Source organism: Rossellomorea sp. GAMAL-10_SWC (assembly GCF_049568075.1).
Lineage (GTDB): Bacteria > Bacillota > Bacilli > Bacillales > Bacillaceae_G > Gottfriedia.
This window is the reverse complement of record NZ_CP144911.1, coordinates 3,081,375-3,105,056: the sequence shown is the minus strand read 5'-3', so window position 1 is coordinate 3,105,056 and position 23,682 is coordinate 3,081,375. Positions and strand designations below refer to the sequence as shown.

The 23,682-nt window shown below is 33.4% G+C and carries 23 protein-coding genes; all 23 read left to right on the top strand.

The window, feature by feature from the left end:
• The first annotated feature begins 36 nt into the window (after positions 1-36).
• The 23 genes from V5E38_RS15445 to V5E38_RS15335 all read left to right on the top strand — a co-directional run bounded on the left by V5E38_RS15445 (position 37) and on the right by V5E38_RS15335 (position 23,682).
• On the top strand, positions 37-1,182 hold the full coding sequence (locus tag V5E38_RS15445; protein ID WP_499210674.1) for a cysteine desulfurase family protein: 1,146 nt from the start codon (positions 37-39) through the stop codon (positions 1,180-1,182).
• 28 nt (positions 1,183-1,210) lie between these two features.
• Entirely contained in the window at positions 1,211-2,329 is a 1,119-nt protein-coding gene (gene mnmA / locus V5E38_RS15440; protein ID WP_499210673.1) for an MnmA/TRMU family protein, read from the top strand.
• 207 nt (positions 2,330-2,536) lie between these two features.
• Positions 2,537-3,196 carry a tetratricopeptide repeat protein gene (locus tag V5E38_RS15435; protein ID WP_499210672.1) on the top strand — a complete coding sequence of 220 codons (660 nt, stop codon included), beginning with the start codon at positions 2,537-2,539 and terminating at the stop codon, positions 3,194-3,196.
• 37 nt (positions 3,197-3,233) lie between these two features.
• Entirely contained in the window at positions 3,234-5,591 is a 2,358-nt protein-coding gene (recD2, locus tag V5E38_RS15430; protein ID WP_499210671.1) for an ATP-dependent RecD-like DNA helicase, read from the top strand.
• 90 nt (positions 5,592-5,681) lie between these two features.
• Positions 5,682-5,891, top strand: a complete 210-nt coding sequence (locus V5E38_RS15425) for a YrzR-like zinc ribbon domain (RefSeq protein WP_499213587.1) — start codon at positions 5,682-5,684, stop codon at positions 5,889-5,891.
• A 13-nt stretch (positions 5,892-5,904) separates the two neighbouring features.
• Complete coding sequence (locus tag V5E38_RS15420) at positions 5,905-6,039, top strand: DUF3918 family protein (protein WP_082459514.1); 135 nt, start codon at positions 5,905-5,907, stop codon at positions 6,037-6,039.
• Positions 6,040-6,729: 690 nt separating this feature from the next.
• Complete coding sequence (locus V5E38_RS15415) at positions 6,730-7,284, top strand: GNAT family N-acetyltransferase (RefSeq protein ID WP_499210670.1); 555 nt, start codon at positions 6,730-6,732, stop codon at positions 7,282-7,284.
• A 39-nt stretch (positions 7,285-7,323) separates the two neighbouring features.
• Entirely contained in the window at positions 7,324-8,391 is a 1,068-nt protein-coding gene (locus V5E38_RS15410) for an AI-2E family transporter (RefSeq protein WP_097979023.1), read from the top strand.
• A gap of 356 nt (positions 8,392-8,747) precedes the next feature.
• Entirely contained in the window at positions 8,748-11,399 is a 2,652-nt protein-coding gene (gene alaS / locus V5E38_RS15405) for an alanine--tRNA ligase (protein ID WP_499210669.1), read from the top strand.
• Between the two features lie 114 nt (positions 11,400-11,513).
• On the top strand, positions 11,514-11,780 hold the full coding sequence (locus tag V5E38_RS15400; RefSeq protein ID WP_056472706.1) for an IreB family regulatory phosphoprotein: 267 nt from the start codon (positions 11,514-11,516) through the stop codon (positions 11,778-11,780).
• Between the two features lie 3 nt (positions 11,781-11,783).
• On the top strand, positions 11,784-12,200 hold the full coding sequence (ruvX, locus tag V5E38_RS15395; protein WP_097979021.1) for a Holliday junction resolvase RuvX: 417 nt from the start codon (positions 11,784-11,786) through the stop codon (positions 12,198-12,200).
• Between the two features lie 112 nt (positions 12,201-12,312).
• Positions 12,313-12,603, top strand: a complete 291-nt coding sequence (locus V5E38_RS15390; RefSeq protein WP_056472710.1) for a DUF1292 domain-containing protein — start codon at positions 12,313-12,315, stop codon at positions 12,601-12,603.
• Between the two features lie 121 nt (positions 12,604-12,724).
• Entirely contained in the window at positions 12,725-13,819 is a 1,095-nt protein-coding gene (mltG, locus tag V5E38_RS15385) for an endolytic transglycosylase MltG (protein ID WP_499210668.1), read from the top strand.
• A 367-nt stretch (positions 13,820-14,186) separates the two neighbouring features.
• Complete coding sequence (locus V5E38_RS15380; protein WP_097979020.1) at positions 14,187-14,846, top strand: O-methyltransferase; 660 nt, start codon at positions 14,187-14,189, stop codon at positions 14,844-14,846.
• Entirely contained in the window at positions 14,839-15,771 is a 933-nt protein-coding gene (locus V5E38_RS15375; protein WP_098566218.1) for a peptidase U32 family protein, read from the top strand. Before V5E38_RS15380 ends, V5E38_RS15375 begins: the two co-directional genes overlap by 8 nt.
• A 93-nt stretch (positions 15,772-15,864) precedes the next feature.
• Positions 15,865-17,142: a peptidase U32 family protein gene (locus V5E38_RS15370; RefSeq protein ID WP_499210667.1), complete on the top strand. Its 1,278-nt coding sequence runs from the start codon at positions 15,865-15,867 to the stop codon at positions 17,140-17,142.
• 20 nt (positions 17,143-17,162) lie between these two features.
• The gene (gene udk / locus V5E38_RS15365; RefSeq protein WP_056472723.1) at positions 17,163-17,798 is read left to right on the top strand and encodes a uridine kinase; all 636 of its coding nucleotides are present in this window, start codon (positions 17,163-17,165) and stop codon (positions 17,796-17,798) included.
• Positions 17,799-18,009: 211 nt separating this feature from the next.
• Positions 18,010-18,486 carry a transcription elongation factor GreA gene (greA, locus tag V5E38_RS15360; RefSeq protein WP_097979017.1) on the top strand — a complete coding sequence of 159 codons (477 nt, stop codon included), beginning with the start codon at positions 18,010-18,012 and terminating at the stop codon, positions 18,484-18,486.
• A gap of 73 nt (positions 18,487-18,559) precedes the next feature.
• On the top strand, positions 18,560-20,320 hold the full coding sequence (locus V5E38_RS15355; protein ID WP_499210666.1) for a peptidoglycan D,D-transpeptidase FtsI family protein: 1,761 nt from the start codon (positions 18,560-18,562) through the stop codon (positions 20,318-20,320).
• A gap of 67 nt (positions 20,321-20,387) precedes the next feature.
• The gene (locus V5E38_RS15350; RefSeq protein WP_097979015.1) at positions 20,388-20,984 is read left to right on the top strand and encodes a YrrS family protein; all 597 of its coding nucleotides are present in this window, start codon (positions 20,388-20,390) and stop codon (positions 20,982-20,984) included.
• A gap of 99 nt (positions 20,985-21,083) precedes the next feature.
• The gene (gene mtnN, locus V5E38_RS15345) at positions 21,084-21,776 is read left to right on the top strand and encodes a 5'-methylthioadenosine/S-adenosylhomocysteine nucleosidase (protein WP_097979014.1); all 693 of its coding nucleotides are present in this window, start codon (positions 21,084-21,086) and stop codon (positions 21,774-21,776) included.
• Positions 21,777-21,949: 173 nt separating this feature from the next.
• Entirely contained in the window at positions 21,950-22,669 is a 720-nt protein-coding gene (locus V5E38_RS15340) for an ABC transporter ATP-binding protein (RefSeq protein ID WP_499210665.1), read from the top strand.
• A complete protein-coding gene (locus tag V5E38_RS15335) occupies positions 22,666-23,682 on the top strand; it encodes an ABC transporter permease (protein WP_499210664.1) in 1,017 nt (338 codons plus the stop codon). The genes V5E38_RS15340 and V5E38_RS15335 overlap by 4 nt, the downstream gene beginning before the upstream one ends.

Sequence of the window (23,682 nt, the reverse complement as noted above, 5' to 3'; positions counted from 1 at the left end):
TAGGTGAACGCTTCATAAAGAAAGGGTTTAATAAAAATGGAACGTATTTATGTAGATCATGCTGCGACTTCTCCAATGCATCCAGAAGTAATTGAAAAGATGGTTGTAGAAATGCAAGAGACTTTTGGAAATCCATCTAGTATTCATTCATTTGGCCGACAAGCTCGCCAAAAGATTGATACTGCACGCATGGTTTGTGCTAATAGTATAGGATCAAAAGTTAACGAAATTATTTTTACAAGCGGTGGAACGGAAAGTGATAACCTTGCTGTGTTAGGCGCAGCTTATGCGAATCAAAAGTATGGTAAGCACATTATTACCTCTAGCATCGAGCATCATGCTATATTACATACATGCCAGGCTCTTGAAAAGGAAGGCTTTGAGGTTACGTATTTACCTGTTGATTATACAGGTCGTGTGAATGTAGAGGATGTAAAGGCTGCACTACGTGATGATACAATTTTAGTATCAATTATGATGGTTAATAATGAAATCGGAACAGTTCAACCAATTAAAGAAATTGGTGAACTTCTTAGTAACCATAAAGCTCATTTCCATACAGATGCAGTACAAGCTTACGGCTTAATTCCAATTAATGTTGAAGAACTTGGTGTCGACTTTTTATCCATTTCCTCACATAAGATTAATGGACCAAAAGGTGTAGGTTTTCTTTATGTAAGTGAAAATGCAATTTTTACACAATTACAATATGGCGGACAGCAAGAGCGTAAACGCCGTGCGGGTACAGAAAATGTTCCTGGTATTGTTGGATTAGCTAAAGCAGTAGAAGTAATTCACATCGAAAGAGATGATCGTATAGAAAGCTATTTGCATTTCCATGAAATTTTAATGAATGTTCTAAAAGAAAATGGAATTCGTTTTGAAAAGAATGGAAATGAGTCGTTTTTTGCACCACATGTGTTAAACTTATCATTTGAAGATATTTCGATTGAATCATTTTTGGTAAACCTCGATTTATCAGGTATAGCTGCTTCAAGCGGATCTGCTTGTACAGCTGGTAGTATAGATCCATCACATGTTTTAGTTGAAATGTTTGGAATAGATTCACCTAAAATACGTTCTTCGGTTCGATTCAGCTTTGGTTATGGGAATACAAACGAACAAATCCGTATACTTGGAGAACGTGTATCTTCAATTGTAAAACGATTAGTTAAAATATAAATTTTTTAAGTGCGAGGGGATATAATTTATGAATAAAAAAGATCCAAAAGAGACTCGCGTAGTAGTAGGAATGTCAGGTGGTGTAGATTCATCTGTAACAGCATATTTATTGAAACAACAAGGATATGATGTCATCGGTATTTTTATGAAAAACTGGGATGACACAGATGAATTTGGCGTATGTACAGCAACTGAAGATTATGAAGATGTAATTGCAGTTTGTAATCAAATAGGAATTCCGTATTATGCAGTGAATTTTGAAAAGCAATATTGGGATAAAGTGTTTACCTATTTCTTAGATGAATATAAAAAAGGTAGAACACCAAACCCAGACGTAATGTGTAATAAAGAAATTAAGTTTAAAGCATTTCTTGAACATGCAATGGAGCTTGGAGCAGATTATGTAGCGACAGGTCATTATGCTGGAGTTGAGTTTCGTGACGATGAATATAAAATGTTACGAGGAATTGATAGCAATAAAGACCAAACTTATTTCCTAAATCAACTTGGTCAAGAACAACTATCGAAAGTTATGTTTCCACTTGGAGGCTATTTAAAGCCAGAAATCCGTAAAATTGCTGAAGAGGCAGATTTAGCGACAGCTAAGAAAAAAGACAGTACTGGAATTTGCTTCATAGGTGAACGTAACTTTAAAGAATTTCTAAGTAATTATTTACCTGCACAACCTGGTGAAATGAGAACGATGAACGGGGAAGTTAAAGGTAAACATGATGGGCTTATGTATTATACAATTGGTCAACGTCATGGACTTGGAATCGGTGGAAATGGAGACCCATGGTTCGTTGTAGGAAAAGACTTGAAAAATAATATTTTATTAGTTGAACAAGGTTTCCATAATGAGTTACTTTATAGTAATGAAGTACTTGCTTCTGATATTAGTTGGACATCAAATAAACCGAAAGAAGGTTCATTTACATGTACTGCTAAATTCCGTTATCGTTCTGAAGATAATGAAGTAACAGTTCACATTTTAGATGATAACTCAGTAAGAATTCTTTGCCACGAAAAAATTCGTGCAATCACTCCAGGACAAGCCGTTGTATTTTACGACGGGACAGACTGTCTAGGTGGTGGAACAATTGATCGTGCATTTATCGATGGTAATGAATTAACTTATTTAAGATAAATCTATTTACCCCAATCATAATGGTTGGGGTTGTTTTTTTGAATGGAAATACATAATTTATCGTAGAAATTTTGAAGAAACGTTCCTTTGAAATGTATACTATGGTGTGATAGTGTTAAATAGGTATATTAAGTTTCTTAAACTGATTAGTACAGAAAATGGAGTCTATCAAAAATAATTGAAAGAAAATACATAGAGGTGTCATATATGAATAATTTTGAACGTGGAGTAGCAGCCCTACAAGAGGGAAACTTAGAGGATGCAGCTAATTTTTTAACGAAAGAAATTGAAGAAAATCCTACTAATACATTAGCATATGTAAACTTTGGTCAGCTTTTACTATCAATGGGTGATGTCGAACGAGCTTGTCGTTTTTTTGAAAAGGCTTTAGAAATTGATCCGGAATTGGCTGCAGCGCATTATGCAGTTGGAACAGTATATTTTGAAGATGGAAAGTTTGAATTAGCTAAAAAACATTTTCAACATTGTGTGAAACTTGGCATGAATGATCGTGATGTCCATTTTATGATTGGATTATGCTGTGTTAATAATGGCAAAGATCGTTTTGCACTTCCATTTTTTCAACGAGCGATTGAGCTAGATGATCAAGATGTTGACGCATTATTCCAATATGGCCTTACTTTAGCTAAATTAGAAATGCTAGATGAAGCAAAAATTAATTTAGAAAAAGTTATACAATTAGATGAACTTCATGCGGATGCACATTATAATCTAGGCATAATTGCGATGTTTAATGATCAAGTTACAATTGCGAAAGACCATTTTAATAAAGCGATTGAAAGTCAAGATGATCATATGCTTGCTATGCATGCTTTAAAAGTAATTGAAAATAAAGAAGTAGAATGAAGCTAGTTTAGTTGTGTAAGTTCGGGGAGGTGGAGAAATGCAAACCCAAAGTGAAATGGAATTGTTTGTTGATGAGACACCATATATTAAAGGGCATATCACAACAATCATCTTTTATAATGCAGAAAATTTTTATACTGTTGCAAAGGTAAAAGTAGTTGATACAAATTTATCAAATTGTGAACAGGAAATGACCATTACTGGGAATATTCCAAGGATGAATGAAGATGAAACATATACATTTAAAGGGATTGTAAAAGACCATCCGAGGTATGGTAAACAGTTTCAAATTTCATCATTTGAAAAAGAGCTTCCATCTACTAAAAAAGGTGTTATTCAATATTTATCATCTGATTTATTTAAAGGAATTGGAAAGAAAACAGCCGAGAAAATCGTTGATCATTTAGGTGAAGGTGCGATTAATAAAATTTTAGATAATGCAGATAGCCTAGAAGGTGTTCCCGGGCTGGCAAAATCTAAAGCTAAAGAAATTTATGAAACAATTTTATCTCATCAAGGTCTTGAAAAAGTAATCAGCTTTTTAAGTAGCTACGGTATTGGAACGGGTTTATCGATAAAAATTTATAAGACTTATAATGAATCAACTCTTGATGTTATCAGAACAAATCCATTTAAGTTAATTGAAGATGTGGATGGGATTGGGTTTGGAAGAGCAGATGAAATTGGTCGAGCTATCGGTATTACAGGAAATCATCCGGATCGGATACGAGCGGGTTGTATTTATATTTTAGAACATTTATCGATGCAAGAAGGACATGTTTATATAACGCAAGATCAGTTTATTGATGAAACTAGACAATTATTAATGAAACAGGATAAAGAGCTTGTCGAAGCAGTCGACATTTCTCGGGAAATGAAACGATTGGTAGCTGACGGAAAGCTAGTAATGGAAGATGAGAGAATCTATTTATCTGCGCTTTATTACGCTGAGAAAGGCATTGTAAATGCGATCCAAAAATTATTAAGTGGTGCTCCAGATTTAGGAGAAATGACTGAAACTAGATTTGCAAAAGAGCTAGAAGACCTCGAATCAAAAATGAATGTAAAATATGCCCCTTCACAGGCACAAGCAATCAAAAAGGCTATGGAGTCAGCTATGATGGTCCTTACAGGTGGACCAGGGACAGGTAAAACGACAGTTATTAAAGGAATTGTTAATCTGTTTTCAACAATCCATGATTTATCATTAGATCAGCATTCTTACCCGAAAGATGATCCATTCCCTTATTTGCTTGCTGCACCTACAGGTAGAGCGGCAAAAAGAATGAGTGAAGCAACTGGATTACCGGCATTAACAATCCATCGTTTACTCGGTTGGACAAGAGAAGGGGAGTTTAGCCATCATGAGGAAAATCCTTTAAATGGAAAGTTACTAATTATTGATGAGTTTTCAATGGTCGATGTTTGGTTAGGGAATCAATTACTCAAAAGCATTCCAGAAGGATGCCAAGTCATTTTTGTAGGGGATGAGGATCAATTACCTTCTGTTGGCCCAGGTCAAGTCTTAAAGGATTTATTAAACTCTGGTACAGTTCCAACAGTACGATTAAAAGATATTTACCGTCAATCAGAAGATTCTTCGATTATTACGCTTGCACATTATATAAAAGATGGAACAATATCCGAGGATTTATTTGAACAAAGAAAAGATCGTTCATTTATCGGTTGTTCAAGTCAACAAGTTGTTGAAGTCGTCAAAAAAGTGTGTGAAAACGCCAATAAAAAAGGTTTTCCTGTAAGAGATATCCAAGTATTAGCACCGATGTATCGTGGCCCAGCAGGAATTGATGCTCTAAATGAAGGGCTTCAAGAAGTGTTTAACCCCAAAAAAGAAAAGCAACGTGAAATGAATTTTGGTGATACAACTTTTCGGACAGGTGATAAAGTTCTCCAACTCGTAAATGTTCCTGAAAATAATGTTTTTAATGGAGATATGGGTGAAATTGTAAACATTTTTTTCGCCAAAGAAAATGTAGAACAACAAGACATTATAATCGTTTCATTTGATGGTAATGAAGTGACGTATACTAGACCAGACTTTTCTCAATTAACTCTTGCTTATTGTTGTTCAATTCATAAGTCTCAAGGTAGTGAATTTGATATTATTGTGCTTCCGATTGTCAAAAGTTATTATCGAATGCTTCGAAGAAATTTAATTTACACTGCAGTGACAAGAAGTAAGAAGTTCTTAATCATGTGCGGTGAACAAGATGCATTTATTCAAGGCATAGGCAGAACAGATGATGGTCAAAGACAGACTACTCTATGTATGAAACTAAAAGGGATTGAAAATGGAGAAGTACAACTAAACGAGGATTTACCATTTCAGCTTTCAGACGAATTACCAAATCTTTCACCTTATGATTTCATGTAAATGACTAAGAATATATAGTGCAAGACGATTCCTGTACTAACGTATATTTTTATGAAAATTTGGTCACAATGCTTAGAAACATTGCCTTTTTTGGCTAAGGGAGCGAGCGTTGTGATTTGTCCAAATTGTCATAGTAAAGACTTAGGGAAAATAGGTGTAAATCAATATTATTGTTGGGGATGTTATATTGAACTAACAATTAATAAAGGTATAATTTATACCCACCAAGTTGAAGAAGATGGTACGTTAAGTTCGTTGGATGATTTATTTGACGAAGAGGATCGAAAACTTAGTATGTAGGAGTGGGTAATTAATGGCTAGAAAAAGCTCTTTATTAGGTTTAGGTTTAGGTGCAGGTGCACTTGCGATGAAGTTAATGTACGATAACAAATGGCTTACTTCAAAGAATATGAAACGTATGAGAAAGTCATTGAAAAAAATGCTTTAATTTTTTTTAGCACATGTCTATGAGGCATGTGCTTTTTTACTGCAGAAAAAGAGTTAGTCAATTTTTTACTAATATTTAACCCGAAGCGCAGTCGGTAGTTAGCACATGTCTAAAAAGAACCTGTTACGCTGTTGAAATACAACCTATCAATTTAATTATCAAATTTTCGTAAAAGGAGTAAAATGATGTTGATTTCCACTTCAGGATGCTCGCTTTCCATGGGGCGAGATTCTTTCGCCTCCTCGGCAAGCCTGCGGGGTCTCAGCCTTCCCGCTTATCCCATAGGAGTCGAGCATCCCTCCGTTCCAATCAACTTACTCATCAAAAAATGGCTACACTAAAAAACCTAATTTAATATCCTTTACTTTGAGTAATATAACAACTTGTTTTGTTAATGAGTTTGTAGGTTAAGTATTTGTTTTTCTAAAAATTAGCAATTATATTTTTTAAACTTCTCAAGATTAAACAATTACTTGAGTTTGTTGATCTTATAAAACCTCTCAACATATCACATTTAAAATCATTATTGTATAAAAATCTCTGAAATGTCTCTTAAAAGACATGTGCTTTGTTTTTTAATTTATTAAATCGAATCCTAATTATACATTCCAAATTTATTTAAAAGTTTTCATTGAGAAAATGAACATCTTCTTTTATCATTTATAAAAACATGGAAAAGAGATGGTAAATATGGGAGTGGGAGTTAGGCTTGTTAAGAATGATGTAAAGTATGCAGAGCAGGTTTTTAAGTTGTCATCAGATCCCGGTGTGAAAGATGTTTTAGGAATAAAAGTAGATCATATTGATGATACAATTGGATTTATTAGTAATATTGTTCAGCAGGAATCAGCAGGTAAGGTAATTAATCGGATAATTTTGAATGAGCAAGATGAGGTTGTCGGTATAACTAGTTTAAAGCATATTGACCGAGGAGATGGAATTTGCCATATCGGTACTTGGATAGGAGTTCCATTTTGGGGGCAAGGTTATAATGAAGCTTCAAAAGTTGAAATCTTAAAAATTGCTTTTAACGAGTTGAAGATGGACTATGTTTTTGCTGGAGCAAAAGATTCAAATACTAGGTCAAGGCGTGCACAAGAGAAATTAGCTTATATGACAATTGGTGTAGAGAAGGAATTTCCAAATGAACTAACAATCGTTGAAAAAGAAGCAAAAACCAAATGTGTATTGAATGTTGTTAAGAGAGAAGACTTCGCAAAATTTTTAACAAGTCACATAATTTAATTGAAATTCTCCATACTATTACCAGTATGGAGGTTTTTTATGGACGGTTTAAAGTTAAAATGGATATACCGATTATGTTTAATTTTGCTAATTGGATTAGTTGGAATCGTTTTTTATTATTTAAAACCGGTTTATTTACATATTGTAATTGGTGTTTTAAAATCGATGGTTCCATTTTTAATTGGTTTAATCATTGCCTATTTGTTACATCCTGCAATTGAATATATTCATAATAAAGGGATAAAACGAGTAATTGCGATTTTATTGATCTATTTATTATTTTTTGGAGGGTGTGTACTAGGACTTTATTTATTACTCCCTATTTTTAAACAACAGTGGCAAGATATTTTAAGAGCTTTTCCTAAAGTAATGGCATTATATGATAATTTCTTATCAAAAATCGATCGAAAAACTTCGAGGATGCCAATTTTTCTTCATAATCGTATTGATTTAATGATTAATGGCGCTGAAAGATCAGGATTATCATTATTGAATAAATCTGGTGAATGGATGAAGCAATTAGTAAATAATATTATTTCACTCTTTATCATTCCGTTTATCGTTTTTTACTTTTTAAAAGACTATAAGGTCTTATCGAATATGTTTTGGAAAATTATCCCTTACAAATGGCGATATGAAGCAAAAGGTTTAGCAAAAGAGCTTAATAATACATTTGGAAAATATATTCGTGGTCAAATATTAGTTTGTTTTTTGCTGTTTGGATTAGCAACAATATTTCTATGGATAGTTCGAATGAAATATGCTCTAGTATTAGGAGTGATCATAGGAATAACAGATATCATTCCATATTTCGGACCGGTTATTGGAGCTGTACCAACCTTGTTTCTAGCCGCTTCGGAGGGGACCAGTTTATTAATTAGAGTAGGTATTACATTAATTGTATTACAATTGATTGAAGGGAACGTCCTTTCTCCGCTCATTATTGGAAAATCAATTCATACACATCCAGTTATTATTATGTTTTCATTATTAGTTGCAGGTGAAATAGCTGGTTTTATTGGTTTGTTAATTGCGGTTCCATTATTAGTTGTCATTATTTCTGTTATTCGCTATTACAGTAATAGAAAAGAACGTCTCTCAACTTGACTTTCATTTTTGACAATGATACTATTTTTTCATACAATTTATATTTGCAAAATTTTGAAGGAACAAGTATGTCACTAAACCATTTAAGCTTATGCAAAAGAGAGAAGTTTCCTAGGCTGAAAGAAACTTTAATGAAGGGTGACAGAAAAGCTACTCCTGAATGCAGCTAATCACTGACGCGTCAGACCACGTTACGGTCTCTTGAGGTGATGAATAGACTTCGAGGCATTTTGCCTAAGCAATAAGCTTTCTATTCATAATCAGGGTGGTATCGCGAGTACATCTCGTCCCTGTTTTAGGGACGGGATTTTTTTGTTTTTATAACATTATAAATTTACTAAATGGAGGTTAATATAATGAAAAAGCTAACTGCTGCTCAAATTCGCCAAATGTACTTAGACTTCTTTAAAGAAAAAGGTCATTCGATTGAGCCAAGTGCATCTTTAGTACCAGTAGAAGATCCAACTTTATTATGGATTAATAGTGGTGTAGCGACATTAAAAAAATATTTTGATGGTCGAGTAATACCAGAGAATCCAAGGATAACAAATTCACAAAAATCAATTCGAACAAATGATATTGAGAATGTTGGAAAAACAGCTCGTCACCATACATTTTTTGAAATGTTAGGTAATTTCTCAATCGGGGATTATTTCCGTGAAGAAGCTGTAACATGGGGTTGGGAGCTTTTAACTTCATCTGAATGGTTTGGTTTTGAAAAAGAAAAATTATACGTTACTGTTTATCCTGAAGATAAAGAAACGTATGATTTATGGATTAAATTAGGATTAAATCCTGAGCATATTATACTGTTAGAAGGTAACTTCTGGGAAATTGGTGAAGGACCATGTGGACCATGTACAGAGATTTTCTATGATCGTGGAACAAAATATGATCCAGAAAACATTGGAATTAAATTATTAAAAGAGGATTTAGAAAATGATCGATATTTAGAAATTTGGAATATTGTATTCTCTCAATTTAATTCAAAAGATGGTTTAGACCGCAAAGAATATCCAGAATTACCAAACAAAAACATTGATACTGGAATGGGCTTAGAGCGTATGGCAAGTGTACTACAAGAAGTAGACACAAACTTTGACACTGATTTATTTATGCCAATTATCAATGTTGTTGAAACAATCTCTGGTCAAAAATATCGAAATGGACAATTAGATCAAGATACTGCTTTTAAAGTAATTGCTGACCATATTCGTACAGTATCTTTTGCTGTTGCAGATGGCGCTCTTCCTTCAAATGAAGGTCGTGGATATGTATTACGTCGATTAATCCGTCGTGCAGTTCGTTTTGCTAAAAAACTAGGTATTGAACGTCCATTTATGTTTGAACTTGTTCCAGTTGTTGCTGAAATCATGGAAAGCTACTATCCAAATGTAAAAGAAAAGGTACCGTTCATTCAAAAAGTAATTAAAAATGAGGAAGAGCGTTTCCACGAAACATTACATGAAGGATTATCCCTTCTTACAAATGTAATGAAGGATGCAAAAGCAAAAGGAAATACTGTTATTAAAGGTGAAGATGTTTTCCGTCTTTATGACACATATGGATTCCCGATTGAATTAACAGAAGAATATGCAGAAGAAGAAGGATTAACAGTTGATCATGACGGTTTCGAAGTTGAAATGGAAAAACAACGTGAGCGTGCTCGTTCTGCAAGACAAGATGTTGACTCAATGCAGGTACAAAGTGAAGCACTTCGTGAAATCAAGGAAACTTCAACTTTTGTCGGTTATAGCAAAGGTTCGATAGAATCTACAGTTCTTGTTCTAGTACAAGACGGAGAGCGAGTTGAAGATGTAGCAAATGGCGAAGAAGCTCATTTAATTCTTGATGTAACTCCTTTCTACGCTGAAAGTGGAGGTCAAATTGCAGACCGTGGAACGTTAACTGCTCCTGGTTTAAAAGTAGAAGTTCTTGATGTTCAAAAAGCTCCAAACGGGCAAAATTTACATCGAGTGAAGGTTGTTGAAGGTGCGTTATCAGTTGGTGCTAAAGTTGAATCAACAATTAATAAAGCTAACCGTTCGAGTATTGTAAAGAACCACACAGCTACTCATTTATTACACCAAGCATTAAAGGATGTACTTGGAACTCATGTAAATCAAGCTGGTTCATTAGTAAACCAAGAACGCTTACGTTTTGACTTCTCACATTTCGGTCAAGTAACGTCTGAAGAACTTGAAATAATTGAAAAAATTGTGAATGAAAAAATTTGGGAAAGCATTCCAGTTCAAATTTCTGAAAAAGCAATTGCTGAAGCAAAAGCAATGGGAGCAATGGCATTATTCGGTGAAAAATATGGTGATGTAGTACGAGTAGTACAAGTTGGAGATTATAGTCTTGAGCTATGTGGTGGATGTCATGTTGATAACACAGCATCAATCGGTACATTTAAAATAATTTCTGAGTCAGGTATTGGAGCTGGTACGCGCCGTATTGAAGCAGTAACTGGCAAATCAGCTTACGAATATATGCAAGAACAAATTGGTCAACTAAAAGAGGCAGCTAGCCTATTAAAATCAAATACGAAAGACGTTGTTGCTCGTATTGAAACTTTACAATCAGATTTAAAACAAGTACAAAAAGAGAATGAATCACTTTCTTCAAAATTAAGCAATATTGAAGCAGGAAATATTAGTAATAACGTGAAAGAAGTAAATGGAGTAAAATTCGTTGCTGCTAAAGTAAATGGAGCAGATATGAATAGTCTTCGCACAATGGTTGATGACCTTAAAAATAAAATTGGTTCTGTTGTTGTATTACTTGGTTCTGCTAATGAAGGTAAAGTAAACTTAATTGCTGGGGTTACAAAAGATTTAGTAGAGCAAGGGTATCATGCAGGAAATCTAATAAAAGAAGCTGCTTCAATTTGTGGCGGAGGAGGCGGAGGCCGTCCTGATATGGCTCAAGCTGGCGGTAAAGATCCTTCGAAATTAGACGAGGCTGTTGCTTTTGTTGAAAAATGGATGAACACGATTTCAAAATAATACAAAAATCGTGTACAATAACAGATATAAAAATTTTTAGCTGATTCGTAACTGTGTAATAAAAATGGTACAATGTAATTAGCTAAAAATATACGGATAAGTGGGGTGCTTTGTATGGATTCATTTGATAAAACGATGAAGTTTAGTTTGCAAGATGAAGGTCAAGATATACGAGTTAATGAAGTTTTGTTAAAGGTTCATGACGCGTTACAAGAAAAAGGCTATAATCCAATCAATCAAATAGTAGGATACTTATTATCAGGTGATCCTGCATACATTCCTCGTCACAATGACGCAAGAAGTATGATGAAAAAATTAGAACGTGATGAAATCATTGAGGAATTAGTTAAATCTTACTTACAACAACATCGTGGAGAATAATTAATGAGAGCACTTGGGCTAGATGTAGGTACTAAAACAATTGGTGTAGCTGTAAGTGATGCTCTTGGTTGGACAGCTCAAGGTATTGAGACAGTCAAAATAGATGAAGAACGTCAGAAATTTGGACTAGACCGACTAAAAGAAATCATCGACAGCTACGAAGTCGAAAAAATAGTTGTAGGCTTACCTAAAAATATGAACGGAAGTATTGGTGAACGCGGTGAAGCTTGTACGCGTTTTGGAAAAATGATTGAAGAAGAATTCAATCTTCCGGTTATACTATGGGATGAAAGACTTTCAACAATGGCTGCCGAACGTTTTCTAATCTCTGCTGACGTAAGTCGTAAGAAAAGAAAACAAGTTATCGATAAAATGGCAGCAGTAGTTATTTTACAAAACTACTTAGATAGTATAAAGTGATAAAGAAGAATGGAGCCTGGCCGACAATAAGTGTATTTGCAATCTAACTAATTGGGCGGCCCCTCCAACTATTCACTTATACATAAAAGGATAAATAATTGAGGTGATATAAATGGAACACGGTGAAGACAGACAAATTACAATCATCGATGAGGAAGGTAATGAGATTCTTTGCAATATTATCATGACTTTTGAATCAGATGATTATGGTAAATCATACGTAATTTATAGTCCAGTTGGACAAGAGTTTGATGAAGATGGAGACCCAATTTACCATGCATCTAGCTTCATTCCTGCAGAAGATGGTGAAGATGGAGAGTTATATCCAATCGAATCTGACGAAGAGTGGGAAATGGTTGAAGAAGTATTAAACACTTTCTTTGATGAAGAAGAGGGAGAATAATATCTCTGGATTTAAAAATGCTAAGCGCTTATAAAAGTGTTTAGCATTTTTTTATGTAGAAAATTGCCGATTTAGCACATATTTGTAGTATACTATAACGTGGAAAAGGAGGTAGATAAGTTTGTCATTTAATGATTTTGATAAAAATGGATACAAGAATACAAATAAAAAAAGCAGAGGTATGCTTATTTTTACATATTTACTTATTGCTTGTATTGTCATAGTTGGTGCGGGTTTTGCAACTTATAAATATATGTTAAAACCTGTTAATTCAGCAAATAAACAAATTAAATTGGTAACAATTCCTGAAGGAAGTTCTGTTGATAATATTGCAGCAATTTTTAAAAAGAAAAACTTAATAAAAAATACATCAATTTTTAAACTATATGTGAAGTTGCATAACAACGCTAGTCTAAAATCAGGGAATTATCATTTTAGCGAAAACCAAGGGGTTGCAACGATTGTAAACCATTTACAGGTAGGTGGTAAATATCAAGTTGCTGTAAAGGATTTAATGATTCCTGAAGGATCTCAATTAAACGAAATCGCAGCGATTATCGCAAAAGAATTTAAATTAGATCAAGCAGCTGTACTAAAACAGTTGAATGATAAAGCATTTATTCAGGGGCTACAAAAAAAGTTTCCTCAATTAATAACGAATGATGTTTTTAAACCTGGAATTCGCTATCCCTTAGAAGGGTACTTATATCCTTCAACTTATATGTATGGGGATTTTACTCCGAGCTTAGAAGAAATTATCACTCCTATGCTAAATGAAACAGTGAAAATTTTGGACCAATATAAAGCAGAAATGAGTAACAAAAAACTTACGCCTCATCAGACATTAACAATGGCCTCGTTAATTGAAGAAGAAGCAACTGGTACAACCGATCGAAAGTTAATTTCAAGTGTATTTTATAATCGACTTAAAGTTGGAATGCCATTACAGACGGATCCAACAGTTTTGTATGCACTGGGTAAACATAAAGAACGTGTATTATATAAAGATTTAGAAGTTAAATCTCCTTATAATACTTATTATATTAAAGGGTTACCGGTAGGACCAATCGCAAGTGCTGGCGTTGATAGTATAGTAGCTGCTCTTGAGCCTGCCAAATCAGATTATTTATATTTCCTTGCTGATAAAACAGGAAAAGTAATCTTTACAAAATCGTTAGCAGAGCACAATACAGAAAAAGAAAAGCATATAAAATAAAAAGTTGGAAATACTTGTATATTATAGAAAACTCGTCGAGTGATAAGCCTTATAGGCGAAGACAGAGGCGTAGTTGAACTTATACTTTATTCCTAAAATTGGCAACCACATCGAGTACTCTACCTTGCTGCCAATTTATAATTTTTTTTAAAGTGAAAATATTAAATTCCTCAGTAGTATAAATAGTCTACTGAGGAATTTTGTAAATTAAAAAATTGTGAAAGCGTTGCAACTATTCTTGGTACTAGCCAAGGGTCTTTTTTTTATGTTAGAATATTACGGGTCTAAAAAAATTCAGATACACAGAAATTTTACTTACACCTTGTTTTAAGACAAGGTTGTATTTCTATTGGAGGCTTTATAAGCAATGAATGACGTTTTAGTTCGTCAATACTTGGCGAATTTTTATAAACATAGAGAACCTTTTATAGAAGAAATGGAAACATATGCATTGGAGCATCATGTGCCGATAATGGATAAAGCAGGCATGGAATTTATGCTTGGTTTACTTTATTTAATACAGCCAACTTCCATTCTCGAAATTGGTAGTGCGATAGGTTATTCAAGTATTCGAATGGCAAAAGAGTTTCCAAATGTGAAGATTGTTACAATGGAGCGAAATGCAGAGAGAATTCGAAAAGCAAAAGAGTTTATTGAGCGAAGTGATTACAGTAATCGAATTTTACTTTTAGAAGGTGATGCTTTACTTTTAAAAGAAAAGTTGCCTGAGAACAGACAATTTGATGTTATTTTTATCGACGCAGCTAAAGCTCAATATAAACGATTTTTTGAATTATATGAGCCTTTGTTATCGGACAGAGGTGTTATCATTTCAGATAATGTTTTATTTAAAGGCCAAGTTGCTGAAAGTGCGGATTTAGTTGATGACCGACGAAAGAAAGCTTTAATAAAAAAGATTCAAAATTACAATGAATGGCTAATGAATCACCCTAAGTATGATTCGACAATTATACCAATTGGTGATGGAGTTGCTATTAGTAAGAAAAGGGGAGTTAATAATGATTAAGCCTGAATTATTAGTTACGCCAACTAACCTAAATGATATAGATAAATTAGCTGATGCTGGTGCAGATGCAGTTATTATTGGTGAACAACGTTTTGGATTACGCTTAGCGGGCGAATTTAGTCGTGAAGCTGTAAAAGAAGCAGTAGAAATTGCACATAAAAAAAATGTAAAAGTATATGTAGCGATGAATGGCGTTTACCATAATGAAATTCTTGATGAAATTGAAGATTATATTGCTTTTTTAAGAGATGCAAATGTGGATGCAATTGTATTCGGAGATCCTGCTGTTCTTATGTCAGTACGTGCGATTGCACCTAATATGCAATTACATTGGAATACAGAAACAACGGCTACAAACTGGTTTACTTGTAATTACTGGGGTAAACGTGGATCAAAACGTGCGGTATTAGCTAGAGAATTAAGTTTTGAAGCTGTCGCTGAAATTAAAGAAAATGCTAAAGTAGAAATCGAAGTACAAGTACATGGAATGACTGCTATGTTCCAATCAAAACGTTCACTTGTTGGTAACTATTTTGAATACCAAGGAAAGAATTTAGAAATCGTTGAGCAAAAGAAATATGAAGAAAATATGTTCTTAGTTGACCACGAGCGTAATAATAAATATCCAATTTTTGAAGATCAAAATGGAACTCATATTATGAGTCCAAATGATATTTGTATCGTTAACGAGTTAGAAGAATTAGTTGATGCAGGTATTGATTCATTCAAAATTGATGGTGTCTTAAAATCTTCAGAGTATATCATTGAAGTAACTAAACTATACAGACAAGCTATAGACCTATGTGTAGAAGACCGTGAAGCATACGAAGAAATCAAAGACGAACTTTTCGACAAAATCGAAGCAATCCAACCTGTAAATAGACCACTGGACACTGGATTCTTCTTTAAAGAAACAGTTTATTAATAGAGGTAAGATTTATGCTTGAAAAGCAGGAAAGCCAGGGAATTCTAGAACTAGAACCTTGTACCTTACCTGTATTAAAGAGGAGGACTAATAATGGCAATTGGACAATTAGATAAAATAGTTGATGGCAAACGTGTAATCGTGAAGAAACCTGAACTATTAGCACCAGCTGGTAATTTAGAAAAATTAAAAATTGCAGTAAGATATGGCGCAGATGCTGTATTTATTGGTGGTAGAGAGTTTGGTTTACGTTCGAATGCAGATAACTTCTCTATTGAAGAAATGGCTGAAGGTGTAGAGTTTGCAAACAAATTTAATGCGAAAATTTATGTAACAACAAATATATTTGCTCATAACGAAAACATGGACGGATTAGTTGAGTATTTACAAGGCATTGAAGCTGCAGGAGTTACAGGTATTATTGTAGCTGACCCATATATTATTGAAACATGTAAAGAAGCTGCACCTAAATTAGAGGTACATTTAAGTACACAACAATCGTTATCAAATTATCGTGCTGCACAGTACTGGAAAGAAGAAGGATTACATCGATTAGTATTAGCACGTGAGACGAGCTATGAAGAAATAAGAGAAATCAAAGAAAAAGTAGACGTTGAAATTGAAACGTTTATTCATGGAGCAATGTGTATTGCTTATTCTGGCCGTTGTACGTTGAGTAATCATATGACTGCACGTGATTCAAACCGTGGTGGATGCTGTCAATCATGTCGTTGGGATTACGATTTAGTTCAAACTGAGTCTCAAAATCCGGATGCTTCAGAAAATGCTTTATTTGCTGAAGAAGATGCTCCATTTGCAATGAGCCCGAAAGATTTAAATTTATTACGTTCAATTCCTAAATTTATTGAAATGGGTGTAGATAGTTTAAAAATTGAAGGACGTATGAAGTCAATTCATTACGTAGCAACAGTTGTATCTGTTTATCGTAAAATAATTGATGCATATTGTGCTGACCCAGAAAACTTTGAATTTAAAGAAGAATGGGTTGAAGAACTAGATAAATGTGCGAATCGTGACACTGCATCTTCGTTCTTTGAAGGATTCCCAGGAATGAAAGAGCAAATGTATGGAAATCATAGCAAAAAAACAACGTATGATTTTGCAGGTCTTGTATTAGACTATGATGATGAAACTGGTATCGCAACAATCCAACAACGTAACTACTTCAAACCAGGTGACCAAATTGAATTCTTTGGACCTGAAATGGACAACTTCAAACAAACAGTTGGTGTAATTGTTAATGAAGAAGGTACAGAAGTAGACGCTGCAAGACATCCATTAGAAATTGTAAAAATTAAAGTGGATCAAAAAGTTTATCCTTACAACATGATGAGAAAAAAGTTAGTTTGATAAGAAAGAGGGATTGAAGTATGGGGAATAAGCCCATTGTAATTGGAATTGCTGGAGGGACTGGCTCTGGTAAAACTTCTGTAACAAAAGCAATCTATGATCAATTTAAAGGTCATTCAATTTTAATGATTCAGCAAGATTCTTATTATAGAGATCAAACGCATTTACCAATGGAAGAAAGATTGAAAACAAATTATGACCATCCATTAGCATTTGATAATGATTTGTTTATTGAGCATATAAAAGATTTATTGCAATACAAAGCAATTGAAAAACCTGTATATGACTATACAATTCATACAAGATCTTCAGAAACAATCCCTGTAGAACCAAAAGAAGTAATTATTTTAGAAGGTATTCTAGTATTAGAAGACGAGCGTTTACGTGACTTAATGGATATAAAAATATTTGTAGATACGGATGCTGACTTACGAATTCTTCGTCGAATACAACGAGATATAAAAGAACGTGGAAGAACAGTCGATTCTGTGGTAGACCAATATGTAAATGTTGTACGACCTATGCATAATCAATTCTGTGAACCATCTAAGAAATTCGCAGATATTATCATACCAGAAGGCGGTCAGAACTTTGTGGCTATTGATTTAATGGCTACAAAAATTCAGACTATACTTGAAAGAGTAAGTGTATTATAATACGTTCATATAAGAGAATAATTCCTAAATATAATTTTGGAAAGATGGAGAAGCACATACTTCTTCATCTTTCTATATAAAAGAATGCGTTTTCATAAGTTAAATGTTTCATAAATTATTCTCATACACTGTTTGTACAACTACATTGTATAAACATATATTTAGAAGTTTTACATAAAAGAAACGGTGGATACTAAAAGGAGTGTACAAAATGGCTAACGAAAAAAAATTCCCTATGACTTTAGCTGGGAAACAAAAATTAGAACAAGAATTAGAAAATTTAAAAACAGTAAAGCGTGCTGAAGTAGTAGAGCGTATTAAAATTGCTCGTAGCTTTGGTGACCTTTCAGAGAACTCTGAATACGATGCTGCAAAAGATGAACAAGCATTTGTTGAAGGTCGTATTACAACTTTAGAAAATATGATCCGTAATGCTGAAATTATTACTGAAAATAATGATGCATCAGATACAGTAACTTTAGGTAAATCTGTAACTTTCTTAGAATTACCAGCTGGTGACGAAGAAACTTATACAATTGTAGGTAGTGCTGAGGCTGATCCATTTGAAGGTAAAATTTCAAATGATTCTCCAATCGCAAAAAGCTTATTAGGCAAAACTGTTGGTGAAGAAGTGACAGTTAATACTCCAGGTGGAGATATGCAAGTAAGAATTATTGCTGTTAAATAATTTGATTTGTTTAACAATTTAATTGTTTGAAAAAAGAACACCCCGTCTACACTGTAGATGAGGTGTTTTTTATATGCATAGACGGATAAAAGCCATATTAATTATTATTTCGTTACTATTTTCGTTAATCGTATACAGATGTTTAGATATTAGTGTACTTCATCAAAAGAATTTTGGCCCACAAAAGGTAAATTTAGTCGAACGAAGTGTTGCTCAAAGAACATTTCAGTTTCGGATTGATAATGGACGTGGACAAATACTTGACCGGAATGGAAAATTATTAAGTGCAGCTTACACTCCAAAAGTTATTTTATTTCCATTTTTAAAAACAATTGATTGGCCGATTGATAAATTATCATCGATTACAGGAGTACCGGTTGCAAAAATTAAAAATCAGTTTAATGGTAAAAAAGAACCTTTTACATTAGAAGGAATAACAAAAACATTAACATCGGAAAAAATTGATGAAATAAATAATTTACATGTTTCTGGATTAATTTCCATGTTGTCTCAAGATAAAGACGATAAACAATTGGCTGAACACCTAATTGGAATAGCTAGGGAAAATAAAAAACAATATGAAAAACAGTATGAAAGTGATCGAGATTATAAGCCTAAAGAATTTGGAGTAATTGGTTTAGAAGCTCAGTTTGAAGATTTCTTAAAATCTGATGGTACATCTAATTTAATGCTTCACGTAGATAATTTAGGTAAACCGATGTTTGGAAATGAAGTAAAATACGCAAAACCTAGTAATCCATTTTATCCAGTTTCCCTTTCAACTACATTAGATAAAGATTTACAACAAATATTAGAACAAGCTGTAGACCAAGCTAAACTTCAAAAAGGTGCAGCAGTGCTAATTGACGTCAAGACTAACAATTTATTAGCAATGGTTAGCCGGCCAAATATGAATTTCCAAAATTTATATTCTTCGAATGATAATACAGCGACTAATTATGCACTATTAGCTAGTACACCTGGTTCAGTCTTTAAAACAGTTGTAGCGGCTGCCGCAATAGATCAAGGAATTGTGAAAGAAAATCAAATGTATAATTGTAATAATAATCTAGTCGGTAAATACGAAGATGAAGAGAAAAAGCGAAAAGGTAATTTAAATTTTCAACAAAGTTTCTATGAAAGTTGTAATTACACATTTGGCCAATTAGGTAAGCAATTAACTTTAAAAAATAAAGATATGTTTCAAACATATGCCAAAAAGCTAGGATTAGATGGTCCAGTAGGATGGACAGGATCTGTTTATCATGAGTCTAATTTTAGTCAATTTCAAAATGAAGGGAAACCAACTTATTTTGTAGGAAACTATTTAAGTGATAAGCTCTTAAATACTTCCATTGGGCAACAGGATGTAAAAGTATCCCCTTTAGCCGTAGCTAATATGATGGCTACTATTGCACGAGGTGGTAGCCCAAAACAAATAAAAGTAGTAGATTCTGTATTATATAAAAATGGTACAGAAATGTTTAAATTCCCAGAACAGACATTAGTAGATGATTATCTAGCTCCAGATTCAATGCAACAATTAAGAGAGTTACTTCGAGGTGTAGTGACAGATGCAAAAGGAACGGGAAATCGCTATACTAGTTTGCCTTATACTTTAGCAGGGAAAAGTGGTACAGCAGAAACAAAAGTAGTAGATGGTAAAATTGTTGAACAAAACAAATGGTTTGCAGGTTATTTTCCATATGATAAGCCAAGATATGCATTCGCAGTAGTTAGTTTAAATGTTTCAAACGAAGTTACATCTACCTCTGACACTGTTACAAGTTTAATAAAATCAATATATAACTTTGATAAAAACCACACAAAATAGCTATTTTTAATTAATTAACTCTATGTTAAAATAGGGAAAAATTAGTTGTTTTTGGAGGATTTTGTCAATGTCATCGATTGAACCAAACAAAAGGGTCCAAAAATTAAGACGAGTACGAAGAGGAAATTATTTTTACAGAATACTACTTATTCCACTTCTTTTTGGAATCATCTATTTAGGGATAAAAATAACTTTACCGATTGTCAACCAACAAAAGATCGAGCCTAATACTGCAAAAGCTAAGATTACTACGATTGCTCAAGAACCAAAGCAAATGACTGATATACCGAATCCATATCAAGCGAAATATCGTGAAAAAGTAAATGAGATTATTAAAGATTCAATAAATGATGAAAATATTATAGAATCGACTGTAAAAGAATGGACACCGAACAAAACAAGACAAATTGAGCCTCATACAGTTCACTATAGTCATAGGTCTCAGGACTTTTATGAAATGGAAGAAGCAGTATCAAATGCGATTTCTTTAACAAAAGAAGATTATTCAGTTTGGCATATTGGTCAAGGATATGATCAGCAAAGTATAAAAATATACGTTGCCACAAACGACTTAAGCTATAAATATGTCGTATACTTACACTGGGTTGTAAAAGAGGGCTGGCTCCCTATTTTGGTACAAGAAGTAAACGAGTTAAAGTATTAAAACGCGAGAATAAAGTTGTACGTATTCTTAAAGATGAATGATATGTCGCTATATGGTAAAATGATTAAAGTTTGAAAGAGAAAGTAGGGAATTGAAAGAATGAAAATAGCTATTATTGGAGCAATGGAAGAAGAAGTACATGTATTACGTGATAAATTAGACAACCTGAGAAAAGAAGAAGTTGCAGGCTCAGAATATAACATAGGTACATACGAAGGAAAAGAAGTAATTTTATTAAAGTCTGGCATTGGTAAAGTTAATGCAGCAATGGCAACAGCAATTCTTTTAGAAAAATATCAACCAGATGTTGTTATTAACACAGGATCTGCAGGCGGACTTCATACGGACTTAAATGTTGGTGACGTTGTTATCTCAACTGAAGTGCGTCATCATGACGTAGACGTTACAGCATTCAATTATGAATACGGACAAGTTCCAGGTATGCCAGCTGCATTCCCTTCTGATGATAAATTAAAGTCTATCGCTAAAAAATGCGCTGAAAAAATTAATGGTATCCAAGTTGTTGAAGGATTAATCGTAACTGGCGATTCATTTATGAACGATCCAGTAAGAGTTGACTTCGTAAAAGAGAAATTTGGTGATCTGTATGCTGTAGAGATGGAAGCAGCTGCAATTGCTCAAGTTTGTTATGCTTTTAAAGTACCATTTGTTGTAACACGTGCGTTGTCAGATATTGCAGGTAAAGAATCAAATATTTCATTTGATCAATTCCTTCATACTGCGGCTGTTAATTCAACATTAATGGTTGAGGAAATGATTAAAGCGTTATAAATTGTTTAAAGAAAGATGTATTATAGGCATCTTTCTTTTTTTGTTTAAATACAATTGAGTGAGTACTCACTTTTTGTTGACTAGCAATAAAAAGTGAATTAAGATAAAGGTATAAAGTGAGTACTCACTCATTGTACTAGAAAAGATATAGACTTGAACGGAGGAATAAAAAAATGAGCAATGTTGTTCAAATCCAAAAAGTTGATCGTTTATTTGGAAAAAGAGCTGTACTAAAAAATATTTCAATGAACATTCAAGAAGGGGAGATATTTGGGATTTTAGGTCCATCAGGTTCAGGTAAAACAACTTTAATAAAATTGATTGCAGGGATTGATAAAAGTTCAAGAGGAGAAGTATTAGTTTATAATAACGAAATGCCTAATTTCGCAGTCCTTCCGTCAATAGGCTATATGGGACAATCTGACGCTTTATACAGCGATTTAACGGGTGCTGATAATTTAAGTTTTTTTGGTGCCCTATATAATTTAAAAGGTAAAGAACTTAAGTCGAGAATTCAAGAAGTAGCCCAAATCGTTGGGTTAGAGGATTCATTAAACAAGCAAGTTAATCAATATTCAGGGGGAATGAAAAAACGACTTTCTCTTGCCATATCAATCCTCCATAAACCTACTTTACTAATCCTTGATGAACCAACAGTTGGAATTGATCCAGTACTCAGAAAGCAAATTTGGAATCAATTTTTTGAAATGAAAAAACAAGGTACTACGATCATCATTACAACCCATATCATGGAAGAAGCTGAAAAATGTGAACGAATCGGATTAATTAGAGAAGGAGAATTAATCGCTTTAGATACTACTGAAAATTTAATCTCGCAATCTAAAACAGGCAAAATCGAAGACCTATATTTTAATACTGAGGTGAGCTCATGAGAGTCTTTGCTATTTCTAAACGAATAATAAAACAATTTTTAAAAGATAGAAGATCCCTTGCAATGATTTTTGTTGCTCCGATCGTATTATTGTTTTTATTTTCTTATATCTTAAAACAAGATGACACAAAACCAACTTTAGCCCTAGTAGATGCCCCTCCAGCATTTGAGCAAATAGTAAAAGATTATGCGAAAGTAAAAAATGTAAATCCTTCAGACATTGAAGATAAATTGAAAAAGATGGATCTTGATGGTGCTGTCTTATTTAAATCAGGAGAAATAGTAGTACAGTTTGAAGGTACAGATAAAGCAAGAACAACTGCAGTAATGGATGCGATTCAATCAGCAGTTAAGGAGAATAAACCTTCTAATTTTAAAATTGTAATGGACCCAATTTATGGTAGTAAAAATATGGAATCATTTGATTCAATTGGACCGATTTTTATTGGATTTTTCTCGTTCTTATTTGTATTTATCTTATCAGGTATTTCATTTGTAAGGGAAAGATTAACAACAACACTTGAAAGATTACTCGTCACGCCAGTTAAAAGATGGGAAATTGTTGTTGGTTATATTCTAGGCTTTGGATTTTTTGCTTTAATCCAATCGATCATTATAACTGTCTTTTCAATCAGTGTATTAGATATGTATAATGTAGGAAGTGCATGGGAAGTCTGCGTAGTTAATATTTTATTATCTCTAACTGCTCTTACACTTGGTATGCTGTTATCTGCATATGCAAATAATGAATTTCAAGTTGTACAATTTATTCCTGTTATTGCTGTTCCGCAAATACTTTTTTCAGGTATATTCTCAACGGCGTTTTTACCAAATTGGTTCAAATTTATCGGGGGTATTTTACCACTAACATATGGAGCAGAAGCTCTTAGAGGTATTATGATAAAAGGGCAGTCGCTTTCTGATGTTGTATATCAATTATTGATCCTACTTGGATTTTCAATCGTATTTATTTCTTTAAATATAGTTGCATTAAAGAAACAGCGTTCAATTTAA

Coding starts and splice junctions, on each gene's coding strand:
- V5E38_RS15415 (WP_499210670.1), top strand. CDS start 6,730: ATGGGAGTGGGAGTTAGGCTTGTTAAGAATGATGTAAAGTATGCAGAG.
- mtnN (WP_097979014.1), top strand. CDS start 21,084: ATGAAAATAGCTATTATTGGAGCAATGGAAGAAGAAGTACATGTATTA.
- V5E38_RS15355 (WP_499210666.1), top strand. CDS start 18,560: ATGCATAGACGGATAAAAGCCATATTAATTATTATTTCGTTACTATTT.
- greA (WP_097979017.1), top strand. CDS start 18,010: ATGGCTAACGAAAAAAAATTCCCTATGACTTTAGCTGGGAAACAAAAA.
- V5E38_RS15445 (WP_499210674.1), top strand. CDS start 37: ATGGAACGTATTTATGTAGATCATGCTGCGACTTCTCCAATGCATCCA.
- V5E38_RS15410 (WP_097979023.1), top strand. CDS start 7,324: ATGGACGGTTTAAAGTTAAAATGGATATACCGATTATGTTTAATTTTG.
- mnmA (WP_499210673.1), top strand. CDS start 1,211: ATGAATAAAAAAGATCCAAAAGAGACTCGCGTAGTAGTAGGAATGTCA.
- alaS (WP_499210669.1), top strand. CDS start 8,748: ATGAAAAAGCTAACTGCTGCTCAAATTCGCCAAATGTACTTAGACTTC.
- udk (WP_056472723.1), top strand. CDS start 17,163: ATGGGGAATAAGCCCATTGTAATTGGAATTGCTGGAGGGACTGGCTCT.
- ruvX (WP_097979021.1), top strand. CDS start 11,784: ATGAGAGCACTTGGGCTAGATGTAGGTACTAAAACAATTGGTGTAGCT.
- V5E38_RS15370 (WP_499210667.1), top strand. CDS start 15,865: ATGGCAATTGGACAATTAGATAAAATAGTTGATGGCAAACGTGTAATC.
- V5E38_RS15375 (WP_098566218.1), top strand. CDS start 14,839: ATGATTAAGCCTGAATTATTAGTTACGCCAACTAACCTAAATGATATA.
- V5E38_RS15380 (WP_097979020.1), top strand. CDS start 14,187: ATGAATGACGTTTTAGTTCGTCAATACTTGGCGAATTTTTATAAACAT.
- V5E38_RS15390 (WP_056472710.1), top strand. CDS start 12,313: ATGGAACACGGTGAAGACAGACAAATTACAATCATCGATGAGGAAGGT.
- recD2 (WP_499210671.1), top strand. CDS start 3,234: ATGCAAACCCAAAGTGAAATGGAATTGTTTGTTGATGAGACACCATAT.
- V5E38_RS15350 (WP_097979015.1), top strand. CDS start 20,388: ATGTCATCGATTGAACCAAACAAAAGGGTCCAAAAATTAAGACGAGTA.
- V5E38_RS15340 (WP_499210665.1), top strand. CDS start 21,950: ATGAGCAATGTTGTTCAAATCCAAAAAGTTGATCGTTTATTTGGAAAA.
- V5E38_RS15400 (WP_056472706.1), top strand. CDS start 11,514: ATGGATTCATTTGATAAAACGATGAAGTTTAGTTTGCAAGATGAAGGT.
- V5E38_RS15435 (WP_499210672.1), top strand. CDS start 2,537: ATGAATAATTTTGAACGTGGAGTAGCAGCCCTACAAGAGGGAAACTTA.
- V5E38_RS15335 (WP_499210664.1), top strand. CDS start 22,666: ATGAGAGTCTTTGCTATTTCTAAACGAATAATAAAACAATTTTTAAAA.
- V5E38_RS15420 (WP_082459514.1), top strand. CDS start 5,905: ATGGCTAGAAAAAGCTCTTTATTAGGTTTAGGTTTAGGTGCAGGTGCA.